A 12,430-nucleotide genomic window follows, 5' to 3' on the forward strand; every position below is an offset into this window, starting at 1 on the left:
CCAACACGCATTGAAGTTTTCGCGCTCTGTGTGCCTGCCTGTGGAAAACGTGCATTTGGCGTTGCACTAATGGGCGAAAAGTGTATATTCCGCCGTCTCACGGCTCCTTGCCGGGATTGCCCGGCTATGCCTGCATGACATGAGGTCATGTACGGAAGAGATAAGCCACAAGGAGTGATTAGGAGTATTATGAGCAAGTACGAAAGCGTGTTTATCGCACGTCAGGACTTCTCGACCGCACAGGTCGAAAGCCTGAACGAAAAGCTGACCCAGACCATCGAAGGTCTCGGTGGCAAGATCGCTAAAACCGAATATTGGGGTCTGCGTTCCCTGGCATACCGTGTCAAAAAGAACCGCAAAGGCCACTATACTCTCTTCCAGATCGAAGCTGAAAAAGATGTGATCGCGGAATATGAGCGTCAGATGCGCCTGAACGAAGACGTTCTGCGTCAGATGACTGTCAAGGTTGACGAGTTCGAAGAAGAACAGTCTGCCATTCTGCGTAACCGCGACGAGCGCGGCGGTCGTGGCGGTAATCGCCGTGGCGGTCCCCGTCAGCACGGCTAACAGATAGCGAGGAGATAATATCATGGCTGGACGTCGTCTGTTTTTCCGTCGTCGCAAATCCTGCCCGTTCTCGGGTGATGATGCGCCGAAGATTGACTACAAAGATGTCAAACTGCTGCAGCGTTTCGTTTCCGAACGCGGCAAAATCGTTCCGAGCCGTATCACTGCGGTTTCGGCCAAGAAGCAGCGCGAACTGGCAAAAGCCATTAAACGTGCACGCTTCCTGGCGCTGCTGCCCTACGCAGATCAGGTCTGAGGCAGTCGGCAAGAGACCCTTTTGTGGTCTCGGGCCGGGAGTAAATGATGCAACGTGACACCCTAATAGCGATTGGTTCAGGACTGGGCAGTGCCGTTCTGTTCCTGTTGGTTCTATCAGGAAATCCGATTGCGCTTTTGCTCTCATATTTCGGGCATTTGCCGCTGTTCCTTACGGGACTTTGGCAAGGACCCAAACGCCTGCTGGTTGCGGCAGTAGCCGCATGCAGTGCCCTCGTTCTTCTGGGGGGATTGCTGCCTTTCACGGTCTTTATGATCGTGTTTGCCGGACCGGCGATGTTGTTGACCCGCATGGCGCTGGTCATCCGGAAAGATGAAAATGGCAATGTTGCCTTTCTTCCATCCGGAATTGTCGTAAGTGCCATGGCCGTCATGGTCGCAACGGTGATGATCTTCATTACCGGGACTTTGACGGCGGAAGGTCTGGACATTCAGGAACTCATTTCGAAGCTCCTGAGCCAGATGTACTCGGAAATGGGTGTTCCTATGACATCCGATGTTCAGGGTCTGATTGGCATGTTCCAGGTTTACTTCCCGGCGATTGCTGCGGTGAGCTGGCTGATGATGCTGTTCGCCAATGCGGCAATCGCACAGGCAATTCTGGTGCGTGCAGGCAAAAACCTGCGTCCGACACCAAGAATGGCGACTTTCGCCTTGCCTGGCTGGTCACTGTTTGCGTTCGCCCTGGCCGGGTTTACGGTCGGCTTTGCCGATGGTTCTCTGGCCTATGTGGCGCGAAACGTCGCGGTGGTACTGGCAGTGCCGTTCCTGTTTCAGGGATTGGCACTGGTGCATGGGCAGGCAGCCCGATGGCCGCAAAAACGTATGATACTGACGGTGTTTTACATCGTCGCGGTTCTGTCCAGTTGGTCCTTTGTTGCGATCACCGGACTTGGAATTATTGAGCATTTAATCAGGCTGCGGGGGAAAGAACCGATGACCCGTAGCAATGAGGAGGATCGGTGATGGAAGTTATTCTGCTCCAGCGGGTAGAAAAACTCGGTCAGATGGGTGACGTAGTCTCCGTCAAGCCGGGCCACGCCCGCAACCGCTTGCTGCCGCAGGGCATGGCCCTTCGTGCAACCAAAGCAAACCTTGCTGTGTTCGAAGCACAGAAAGCACAGCTCGAAGCTGACAACCTTGACCGCCGCAAAGACGCCGAAGCGGTTGCCGAGAACATGGGTGAACTCGCTGTTACCCTCGTTCGCCAGGCATCCGACGTCGGTCAGCTTTACGGTTCGGTAACTGCGCGCGACATCGCAAACGCAGTAACCGAAGCCGGTTTCACTGTTGCTCGTACCCAGGTTGTTCTTGATCAGCCGATCAAAAACCTTGGTCTGCACCAGGTCAAAATCAACCTGCACCCGGAAGTTGCTATCGAAGTAACTGCCAACGTTGCACGTTCTGAAGAAGACGCTGAAGAACAGCTCCGCAAAGGCGGCGCAGTTCTTGGCACCATCGACGAGATGGAAGCTGAAGAAGCTCTGGAAGCTGCTGAAGAACTCTTCGAAGAAGACGTTCCGGCTGACATGGCTGACGAAGCTGCTGAAGGCGAAGAAGAAACCAACGCTTAATTGCAGGTTTTCTTCCAAGACCATTCAAGAGACGGCATATCCGCAAGGATATGCCGTTTTCTTTTGTCCGGTGCGGTCATTGGACCGTTGTCGGGACAGATTTCCCGAACGGGATCAAAAACCTGCGCTGCGGTCGACCTCTGCGCTTGCGGAATACCCGCTATGAGTTATACCGATTAACTCTTTGCGGCCAACCGGATGACTGATACCTTTTCCGCCCATGACAGATCCCAATCTTGACGCCCTTTTCGCTCCTCTGGATATGAACCACGGTGCCGACACCGACATGGTGCTCGAACGCATGGCTCCTCATAACTTTGAGGCAGAGGCTGCCCTTCTTGGCGCGATCCTGAACAATAACGCTGCCTATGAGCGCGTTTCAGACATCCTGCGACCGGAACATTTCGCAGATGCCCGGCACGGCCGCATTTTCGAAGCCTGCGGCAAGCAGATCGAACGTGGCCAACTGGCCAACCCGGTCACGCTCAAGGCGTATTTCAAGCAGGATGAGGAACTTGCTGAAATCGGCGGGGCGCAATATCTGGCAGAACTGTCAAACAACCTTGTCTCGGTGATCAATGCCGGTGATTACGGCAAACTGATCTATGACCTTTATCTGCGGCGCGAGCTTATCGAGCTTGGCGAAGATGTGGTCAACGAGGCCTATAAGCACGAACTTGATACCGATGCCACCACCCAGATCGAAAAGGCAGAACAGAAACTGTTCTCGCTGGCGACGGCAGGGGCTGCTGAATCGGGCTTTGTGGCCTTTGGTCCTGCACTGGCCAAGGCTTATGAGAATATCGATCACGCCTATAAGAACGCCGGTCGCGTTGTTGGCGTGACCACCGGCTTGCGTGACATTGACCGCAAGCTGGGCGGTCTGCATCCATCAGACTTGCTGATCCTTGCGGGTCGTCCGTCGATGGGTAAAACCGCCCTTGCGATGAACATTGCCTTTAACGCCGCCATCGCATCGCATCAGAACCGCGCAGCAGGTGAAGACCCCCGTGACGAGGTCCGTACAGGTGCGGTTGCCGTCTTCTCGCTTGAGATGGCCGCCGAACAGCTTGCCGGTCGTCTTCTCTCGCAGGCCGCCGAGGTATCGGGCGACAATATGCGCCGTGGTGACCTGAACGAACAGGATTTCGAACGCCTGCTTCTGGCGACACAGGAACTCAATACTGTTCCGCTTTATATCGACGATACGCCTGCCCTTCCGGTATCTACCCTGCGTACCCGTTGTCGCCGACTGAAACGTCAGCACGGCCTGGCGATGATCGTCGTCGATTACCTTCAGCTTCTGGCACCGCCAACCAACTTCCGTGGTGATGGTCGCGTGCAGGAGGTCTCGGAAATTACCCGTATGCTCAAGGCGATTGCCAAGGAACTCGAAGTTCCGGTTCTTGCCCTGTCACAGCTTTCGCGTGCGGTTGAACAGCGCGAAGACAAACGTCCGCAGCTTTCTGACCTTCGTGAATCGGGCTCGATCGAGCAGGACGCCGACGTCGTCATGTTCATCTATCGCGAACAATATTATCTCGAACGTGCCGAACCGGCCCAACGCCCGGAAGAAGCCACCGACAAGTTCGGTGAACGCTATGCGCAGTGGCAGGAACGTTTGAACCATGTCTACAACACCGCTGAGGTAATTGTTGCCAAGCAGCGTCACGGCCCGGTGGGCAATGTCCGCCTGTTCTTTGACGGGAACTACACCAAGTTTGGCGATCTTGATCACATTGAAGAAGAATATGAGTAAGGATTGGGGTAACGCCCATCCGTAACTGGATTCCACGGGGTATTTACGAATGACCGTTCTTCCCGCCGTCGGCCGTGCTGCCGAGTGCGCGGAACTGCAGATCAATCTGAAAGCAGTTGCCGACAACTACAAGATCCTGACCAAACGTTATACCGGGCGCACCTGTGGCGCTGTGGTAAAGGCAGATGCCTATGGTCTTGGTGCAAATACCATTGTTCCGGTTCTCAAAAAGCAGGGATGCCGGTTGTTCTTCGTCGCACAGGCCAACGAGGCCGCCGAACTTTTTCCGGTTCTGCGGGGCGGCGGACGGATCGCAGTTCTCAATGGCGTGCTGCCCGGCGACGAGGAATTCTTCATCGAGAATGATGTCATTCCGGTCCTGAACGATCTTGAACAGATTGAACGCTGGTCAAATCTGTGCCGCGAATATGAACGCCCTGCCCCGGCCTTCATTCATCTTGATACCGGCATGAGCCGCCTTGGCTTGACCCCGCTTGATGTCAGCCATCTGGTTGATCGCTATTCATCCCTGCTTTACGGGTTTGAAAAGGCCGGTTACATGACCCACCCGGTCGCAGCAGACGAAGCCGGAAACCCGATCACCAAGGAACAGTATGACCTGTTCATGAAATGGTATCGCAGGCTTCCGCCTGCCCCGCGCGGCTTCTGTAACTCGTCGGCCATTTTCCGCGACAAGGAATATCATCTCGAATTCTGCCGTCCGGGCTATGCACTTTGGGGGGGCAACCCGACACCCGAAGCAGCAAACCCGATGCGCGCTGTGGTAAACCTTAAGGTCAAGGTTCTGCAGGTTCGCGAAATCAACGAACCACAGACTGTCGGCTATGGCGCGACATGGCAGGCCAAACGCAAATCCAGGATTGCAACCATTGCTCTTGGTTATGCTGACGGCTGGCTGCGCTCCTTGTCCAATGCCGGAAAATTGCTGATCAAAGGACACGAAGTTCCCTATGTCGGGCGTGTATCGATGGATGCGATCACAGTTGATATCACCGATCTTCCGGGCAAGCCCCTCAAGGCCGGTGATATGGTATCGCTTCTGGATGACAAGATGACGGTTGACGATGTCGCATCTGCTGCTGGTACAATCGGTTACGAGATACTAACTTCGCTTGGACATCGCTATCGGCGGGTCTATACAGAAAGCTGATCCATAAAAACTGGCCAGACTATGTTGGCAGGCCGATAACAGGGGACTTCGAAGTACAGATGCCGATCTTTGCGCCGGTTGGCCATATCTTTCTGACCTTTCTGGCCCTTGTTGGTCGCGTGACGGTGTTTGCAGGTCGGACGGTTGGCCATATGGTTACGCCGCCGATCTATTTCCGTCTCATTTTCAAACAGATGCGCGAGATCGGCTATTTCTCGTTGCCGGTGGTTGCCATGACCACCCTGTTTGCCGGGATGGTTCTGGCCCTGCAATCCTATTCGGGGTTCTCGCGCTTTTCTGCCGAAAGTGCCGTTGCCACCGTGGTTGTCATTTCTATGACCCGCGAACTGGGTCCGGTTCTGGCCGGTCTTATGGTGGCTGGCCGTGTCGGTGCAGCAATTGCAGCTGAAATCGGCACCATGCGGGTTACCGAACAGATCGACGCGCTTGTCACCCTTTCGACCAATCCGTTCAAATATCTGGTGGTTCCGCGCGTTATTGCCGGCCTGATCACCCTGCCGGTTCTGGTTCTGATCGGGGATATTATCGGGGTTCTTGGCGGCTATCTGGTTGGTGTGAACAAGCTTGGCTTTAATGACGGGTCCTATATCCGCAACACGTTCCAGTATCTTGAACAGCTTGATGTTGTCTCGGGTCTGGTCAAGGCGGCGGTGTTCGGCTTCATCATCACGCTGATGGGCTGCTATCACGGGTATCATTCGCGTGGCGGTGCGCAGGGCGTTGGTCAGGCGACGACGAATGCGGTTGTATCAAGTTCCATCCTGATCCTGATTTCGAACTATATCGTCACCGAACTCTTCTTTTCGCGATAAGGGCCGGTGAACGCATCATGACCAGCCCTGCCAAAATATCGCTTCGCAATGTTCACAAGGCCTTTGGCCCCAAACAGGTGCTTCAGGGTGTAGATCTTGACGTTGCGCCGGGTGAATCCGTTGCCATCATCGGCGGATCGGGCACCGGCAAATCGGTAACGCTGAAATGCGTGCTGGGCCTTCTGAACCCGGATCAGGGATCGATCACCGTTGACGGTGTCGAGATGACCGATGCCAGCCAGGCAGAACGCGACGCAATGCTTGCGAAAACCGGCGTGCTGTTTCAGGGCGCTGCCCTGTTTGATTCCCTTTCGGTCTGGCAAAATGTTGCCTTTGGCCTGATCGAAGGACGCGGCATGAAACCGCGTGACGCACGTGACGTTGCCATTGCACGCCTTGCCGACGTCGGGCTGGGTCCGGAAATTGCCAATATGTCACCGGCATCTTTGTCAGGTGGCATGCAAAAACGTGTCGGTCTGGCCCGCGCCATTGCGACCGAGCCGGAAATCCTGTTCTTTGACGAACCGACCACCGGCATTGACCCGATCATGGGCGACATCATCAATGACCTGATTGTCAAATGCACCCGCGAACTTGGTGCCAGTGCGATGACCATCACCCATGATATGGCAAGTGCGCGCAAGATCGCTGATCGCGTCGCCATGCTCTATCAGGGCAAGATCATCTGGGATGGTCCGGTCAGCGAAATTGATCAGTCCGACAACCCCTATTTGAAGCAGTTCGTTGCCGGTGATATCGAAGGCCCGCTGGAGCTTGATCTCAAGCATCTCTAGTCCGCCTGAAGCCCCGAACACCTGCAAAGCATTTACTGACCACCTTAACGACCATCGGAGCATTCTGTGGCCAAAACCCAAAGCCGTTTCATCTGTCAGAACTGTGGTGCCGAATACCGCAAATGGACCGGCCGTTGCGATGGATGTGGCGAATGGAACAGCATCGAGGAAGAACGCGTTGAAACCGGCCCGAAGGCCGCAGGTGGCATTGCCGGTGGTGCCAAGGGTAAAACCATCGAATTCGTCGCCCTTGAGGGCGAAAGTGCCAGTCCCAAACGCATCATAAGCGGCATCACCGAACTTGATCGCGCCTGTGGTGGCGGACTTGTACCGGGATCGGCATTGCTGGTCGGTGGTGATCCGGGGATCGGGAAATCGACAATCCTGCTTCAAGCTGTTGGCGCGATGGCCGCCCGGCACAAATGCGCCTATATCTCGGGCGAGGAAGCGGTTGACCAGGTTCGCATGCGTGCGGCCCGTCTGGGGCTTGAGAAGTCCAAAGTCGATTTTGCTGCTGCGACCAGCCTGCGTGATATCATAACCACCCTTGAATCCAGCAGCCACGAAGTCGTGGTCATTGACTCCATCCAGACCATGTATGCCGACACCCTTGATAGCGCGCCGGGCACAGTGTCACAGGTCCGCGCCTGTGCACTGGAACTGATCCGCCTTGCCAAGCGCAAGGGCTTTGCCGTGCTTCTGGTCGGTCACGTCACCAAGGAAGGCCAGATCGCAGGACCGCGCGTTCTGGAACATATGGTCGATACGGTTCTGTATTTCGAAGGCGAACGTGGCCATCAGTTCCGCATTCTGCGCGCGGTGAAAAACCGTTTTGGCGCCACCGATGAAATTGGCGTGTTTGAAATGGGCGATGCCGGTCTGGTTGAAGTTCCGAACCCGTCTGCCCTGTTTCTTGCCGATCGCGAAGCACCGGTCAGTGGCACGGCGGTCTTTGCTGGGCTGGAAGGCACCCGTCCGATGCTGGTCGAGATCCAGGCGCTGGTCGCGCAATCGGCCCTTGCGACACCACGCCGTGCGGTTGTTGGCTGGGATTCTGCGCGCATGAACATGATCCTTGCTGTCCTTGATGCCCGTTGCGGATTGCCGCTCAGCCAGTTTGACGTTTATCTTAATGTCGCTGGTGGCCTGCGGGTTGGCGAACCGGCCGCCGATATGGCGGTTGCCGCCGCCCTTATTTCGGCCGTGGCAGATGCCCCGGTTCCTGCCGAGACCGTGATTGTTGGTGAAATCGGTCTTTCGGGCGAAGTTCGTCCGGTCGGACAACTCGAATCGCGGCTCAAAGAAGCCACCAAACTTGGCTTTGGCAATGCCTATACCCCCAAAAACGGGACACAGGGCAAGAAGAAGCTGTCGATCAAGGGCCTCAATCAGACCGAAATCGGCCATCTTCAGGATTTGGTAAATCTATTCGGCGACGATGTCCGCGACAAGGTACGCCCGCGCGAAGGCATGTATTGAGCCCGCCCGTGCGTCCCCAGACTGATTGACTGACAAGGTTTAAGAACAGATGGATTTCTCCGCCCTACCCGATCTTGGCGCACGCGATGTGTTTGACCTGATTGTTGTCGGCATCTTGCTGATCTCGGGTGTGTTTGCCTTTTTCCGTGGCTTTATCCATGAAACCTTGTCGATGATGGGCTGGCTGGGGGCTGGTCTGTGCGCGCTTTATGGCTATCCGGTTGCCAGACCCTATGTGCGCGATCTGATCCCGTCCGAACTGATTGCCGATCTTGCAACCGGTGTTGGCCTGTTTCTGATCACGTTTCTGATTTTCTCGTTCATCAGCGGCCGGATCGGTCGGGCTGTTCAGAATTCCGGTCTTGATAGTCTCGACAGCACGCTGGGCTTTGTTTTTGGTCTTTTGCGCGGCGCCCTGATCGTCTGTATCGGCTTTTTGGCATTGTCCTGGCTTCTGCCCGCAGATTCGCAACCTGACTGGGTTCGCGACGCCCGCACACGCCCGGTTCTTGAGGAAGGTGCGTTCCTCATTATGCGCATGGCTCCTGACGAAATTTTCGATACCACGGCCCAAGAGCTTGAGCGCGCTCAGCGCAAGGCCGATGCAAATGAGCAAACCTATCGTCAACTTCTTGGTCCGGAACCAAAAGGGACTGGACCCAAGCCCCTAAACGGGTATACAAGGCCCTCGCGCGATGATTTGGATCGCCTGATTGAGGCGACCACTAACGAGTGAGGCGTGTGGGTTTCGTAGAGAATACGTTGTCCGTGCGCCACCGGCGAGAGAGCGGAACCCACTCATGCTGACCACCAATCCATTTGATGACGACAAGCTACGTGAAGAATGTGGCGTCTTTGGCGTTTTTGGCTCCCCCGATGCGGCGGCTCTGACGGCTCTTGGCCTTCATGCCTTGCAACACCGCGGACAGGAAGCTGCTGGTATCGTTTCCTATGACGGCGAAGATTTTCCTGCCCACCGGGCTTCTGGCCAGGTTGGTGATATCTTTGGTTCGGAAGACGTAATCAAAAGCCTGCCCGGCCAGCGTGCCGTCGGCCATGTGCGGTACTCCACCGCAGGCGGCAAAGGCCTTCGCAACGTTCAGCCGCTTTTTGCCGATTTTGAATTTGGCGGTTTGGCGATTGCCCATAACGGTAACCTGACCAACTCGCTTGCGGTACGTGACCGTCTGGTCAAACGCGGGTCGATCTTCCAGTCGACCTCGGATACCGAAACCTTTATTCACCTGATCGCAACCAGCCTGTACGAGAAAATCATTGATCGCCTGATCGATGCGGTTCGTCAGGTCGAAGGTGCCTATTCTCTGGTCGTGATGACCCAGAAGAAACTGATCGGTGTACGTGATCCGCTTGGTGTCCGCCCGCTGGTTCTCGGCAAGCTCAATGATGCCTATATCCTGTCGTCGGAAACGGTCGGTCTGGATATTGTTGGCGCGGAATTCATCCGCGACATCGAACCGGGCGAGATCGTCGAAATCACCGATGAAGGTCTTCGTTCGATCAAGCCGTTCAAACCGGTCAAATCACGCTTCTGCATTTTCGAGCATGTCTATTTCGCCCGCCCCGACAGTATCGTCGAAGGCACAAGCGTTTATGACGTGCGCAAGAATATCGGTCGTGAACTGGCCCGTGAGTCTGCTGTTGAAGCCGACGTTGTCGTGCCGATCCCCGACTCAGGTGTTCCGTCCGCCCTTGGCTACGCCGACGAAAGCGGTATCCCGTTCGAACTGGGCATCATCCGCAACCACTATGTCGGCCGTACCTTCATCGAACCGACCGATCAGATCCGCCATCTTGGCGTGAAGCTGAAACATAACGCCAACCCCGGCAAGCTTAAGGGCAAGCGCGTTATTCTGGTTGATGACTCGATCGTGCGTGGCACCACCTCGACCAAGATTGTTGATCTGGTCCGTCAGGCCGGTGCCGCCGAAGTCCATATGCGCATCACCAGCCCGCCGACCATGAACCCGTGCTTCTATGGCGTTGATACCCCGTCCAAAGACAAGCTGATGGCGGCCAATCACGACATCGAAAGCATGGCAAAGATTATTGGTGTGGACAGCCTTGCCTTTGTCACCATTGACGGTCTGTATCGTGCGACCGGTCTTCCGGGCCGCGACAATGACAGCCCGGCATTCTGTGATGCCTGCTTTACCGGCGACTATCCGATCCGTCTGACGGATCACAATGCCGAAAACAAGGATCGCAAGCTGAGCCAGCTGGTTGAAAGGCAATCTGCATGACCGAAACCAAACGTCTTGAAGGGCGCGTGGCACTGATTACCGGTGCCTCGCACGGGATCGGTTATGCTGTTGCCAAACGCTTTGCCGCCGAAGGCGCACATGTCATCGCGATTGGTCGCAATGTCGGCGCGCTTGAAGAACTGAGCGACGAAGTTACCGACGCAGGTGGCAAGATTTCGCTGCTTCCGATTGATCTGACCATGTTTGAAAAGGTTGATGCCATTGGCCCGACCATTTTTGAACGGTTCGGCAAGCTTGATATCGTTGTTGGCAATGCCGCCCTTCTGGGGGAACTGGCACCGGTTGGCCATATCGACACGCAGATTTTCGACAATACCGTTGCAACCAATGTGACGTCGAACTTCCGTCTGATCCGTACTGTCGACAAGCTGCTGCAGCTTTCCGATGCTGGCCGTGCGATTTTCGTGACCTCGAACGCATCGGCAAAGGGCCGTGCTTTCTGGGGGCTTTATGCTGCCACCAAGGCGGCCCTTGAGGCCCTTGTGCTTTCCTATGCGCAGGAGCTTGATGATAGCAAGGTCCGTGTCAATCTGGTCAATCCGGGGCGTATCCGCACCAAAATGCGTGCAGAAGCCTATCCGGGTGAAGATCCGCAGTCGCTTCCGACACCTGACAGCATCACCGACGTGTTTGTTGATCTGGCAGAAGCCAGTTGCACCAAACATGGCGAAGTGGTTGACGCTTACTAAGCTTCAAACCAGCGCAATTTTCAAAGGCCGGGTATTTTGCCCGGCCTTTTTCAGTTCAGATCGACATTCTCAATACAGAAATCAAGGAATGCCCGGACGCGCGCAGGCATAAGCCCGCCCTGCCCGACATAGACAGCATGAATATCAACGCCGCCGCCGGGGTTAAACGCCTCAAGCAGCACACATAGCCTTCCTGCATCCACATCGTCTCTGACATGAAAAGCCGCCAGACGGGCAACGCCACCACCCGCAACGGCCAGCTGACGCGCGCTTTCCGCATCCCCGACACAGACCTTGCCACCGGGCATGACTGTCTTGATCGTCCCGTGATCATCAAACGACCATTCACTGATCGCACGCGGAAAGTTATAGCCGATCAATTGATGCTCACTTAAATCCTCGACATTACGGGGCGTACCAGCCCCATCCAGATAATCCGGCGAGGCGACAATCACCATGCGGCATTGTCCCAGCTTGCGCGCAATCAGGCCGGATGACGGCAAAGGACCACTGCGAATGGCGACATCTGCCCGTTCCTCGTACAAATCAACAACCTTGTCACTGACGGTGATATCAAGATCGATATCGGGGAAGCGCGCCTGAAAAACCGGAACAAGCGGCAAGATGCGATACAAGCCGACCGGCATATTCACACTGACGCGAAGCTTGCCACGCGGCTGAACGGCCCTTGCCGCTTCGTCCTCGGCATCACTCAGTTCCGCCAGAACATTGACCGCACGGTCGTAGAACCGCTGGCCTTCCGGTGTCAGTTGCAATTTCCGCGTCGACCGGTTGAGCAGCCGCACGCCAAGGCGGCTTTCGAGCCGCCCGACAAGTTTGCTGACGGCAGATGGTGTCATCTTGAAGTCACGCGCCGCGGCAGAAAACCCGCCCCGTTCGACCACACGGACATAGACTTCCATTTCCCCGGACCGGTTTGTGTCAAGACGCGCCATTTGGAATTCAACTCACAAATAATGTTCCTTAGGTCGTACTAGTTGAAAAT

Annotated in this window: 13 protein-coding genes; 12 read left to right on the forward strand and 1 reads right to left on the reverse strand. The window is 55.6% G+C overall.

Annotated elements, in window-relative coordinates; genetic code table 11:
- Positions 1-189: 189 nt before the first annotated feature.
- From rpsF to TH30_RS12220, 12 genes are all read left to right on the forward strand, one after another.
- The gene (gene rpsF / locus TH30_RS12165; protein WP_068518611.1) at positions 190-567 is read left to right on the forward strand and encodes a 30S ribosomal protein S6; all 378 of its coding nucleotides are present in this window, start codon (positions 190-192) and stop codon (positions 565-567) included.
- Positions 568-589: 22 nt separating this feature from the next.
- The gene (gene rpsR, locus TH30_RS12170) at positions 590-823 is read left to right on the forward strand and encodes a 30S ribosomal protein S18 (protein WP_114098362.1); all 234 of its coding nucleotides are present in this window, start codon (positions 590-592) and stop codon (positions 821-823) included.
- Positions 824-870: 47 nt separating this feature from the next.
- Positions 871-1,809, forward strand: coding sequence for a DUF2232 domain-containing protein (locus TH30_RS12175; protein ID WP_114098467.1), 939 nt, complete (start codon positions 871-873; stop codon positions 1,807-1,809).
- On the forward strand, positions 1,809-2,417 hold the full coding sequence (gene rplI / locus TH30_RS12180; protein ID WP_114098363.1) for a 50S ribosomal protein L9: 609 nt from the start codon (positions 1,809-1,811) through the stop codon (positions 2,415-2,417). The genes TH30_RS12175 and rplI overlap by 1 nt, the downstream gene beginning before the upstream one ends.
- Positions 2,418-2,637: 220 nt before the next feature.
- Positions 2,638-4,176 (forward strand): replicative DNA helicase, encoded by a 1,539-nt coding sequence (locus TH30_RS12185; RefSeq protein ID WP_114098364.1) that lies wholly within the window; start codon positions 2,638-2,640, stop codon positions 4,174-4,176.
- Between the two features lie 49 nt (positions 4,177-4,225).
- Positions 4,226-5,347: an alanine racemase gene (gene alr / locus TH30_RS12190; protein ID WP_114098365.1), complete on the forward strand. Its 1,122-nt coding sequence runs from the start codon at positions 4,226-4,228 to the stop codon at positions 5,345-5,347.
- 59 nt (positions 5,348-5,406) lie between these two features.
- A complete protein-coding gene (locus TH30_RS12195; RefSeq protein WP_114098366.1) occupies positions 5,407-6,180 on the forward strand; it encodes an MlaE family ABC transporter permease in 774 nt (257 codons plus the stop codon).
- Positions 6,181-6,197: 17 nt separating this feature from the next.
- Entirely contained in the window at positions 6,198-6,974 is a 777-nt protein-coding gene (locus TH30_RS12200) for an ABC transporter ATP-binding protein (RefSeq protein WP_114098367.1), read from the forward strand.
- Between the two features lie 66 nt (positions 6,975-7,040).
- The gene (gene radA / locus TH30_RS12205) at positions 7,041-8,453 is read left to right on the forward strand and encodes a DNA repair protein RadA (protein ID WP_114098368.1); all 1,413 of its coding nucleotides are present in this window, start codon (positions 7,041-7,043) and stop codon (positions 8,451-8,453) included.
- Positions 8,454-8,502: 49 nt separating this feature from the next.
- Positions 8,503-9,189 (forward strand): CvpA family protein, encoded by a 687-nt coding sequence (locus tag TH30_RS12210; RefSeq protein WP_114098369.1) that lies wholly within the window; start codon positions 8,503-8,505, stop codon positions 9,187-9,189.
- Positions 9,190-9,253: 64 nt separating this feature from the next.
- Positions 9,254-10,714 carry an amidophosphoribosyltransferase gene (gene purF, locus TH30_RS12215; RefSeq protein WP_114098370.1) on the forward strand — a complete coding sequence of 487 codons (1,461 nt, stop codon included), beginning with the start codon at positions 9,254-9,256 and terminating at the stop codon, positions 10,712-10,714.
- Complete coding sequence (locus tag TH30_RS12220; protein ID WP_114098371.1) at positions 10,711-11,424, forward strand: SDR family NAD(P)-dependent oxidoreductase; 714 nt, start codon at positions 10,711-10,713, stop codon at positions 11,422-11,424. The genes purF and TH30_RS12220 overlap by 4 nt, the downstream gene beginning before the upstream one ends.
- 50 nt (positions 11,425-11,474) lie before the next feature.
- Here the strand turns inward: TH30_RS12220 and TH30_RS12225 are convergent, their stop codons facing one another.
- Entirely contained in the window at positions 11,475-12,380 is a 906-nt protein-coding gene (locus TH30_RS12225) for a LysR family transcriptional regulator (RefSeq protein ID WP_114098372.1), read from the reverse strand.
- Positions 12,381-12,430 lie beyond the last annotated feature (50 nt).

Source organism: Thalassospira profundimaris (assembly GCF_003326795.1).
GTDB lineage: Bacteria > Pseudomonadota > Alphaproteobacteria > Rhodospirillales > Thalassospiraceae > Thalassospira > Thalassospira profundimaris_C.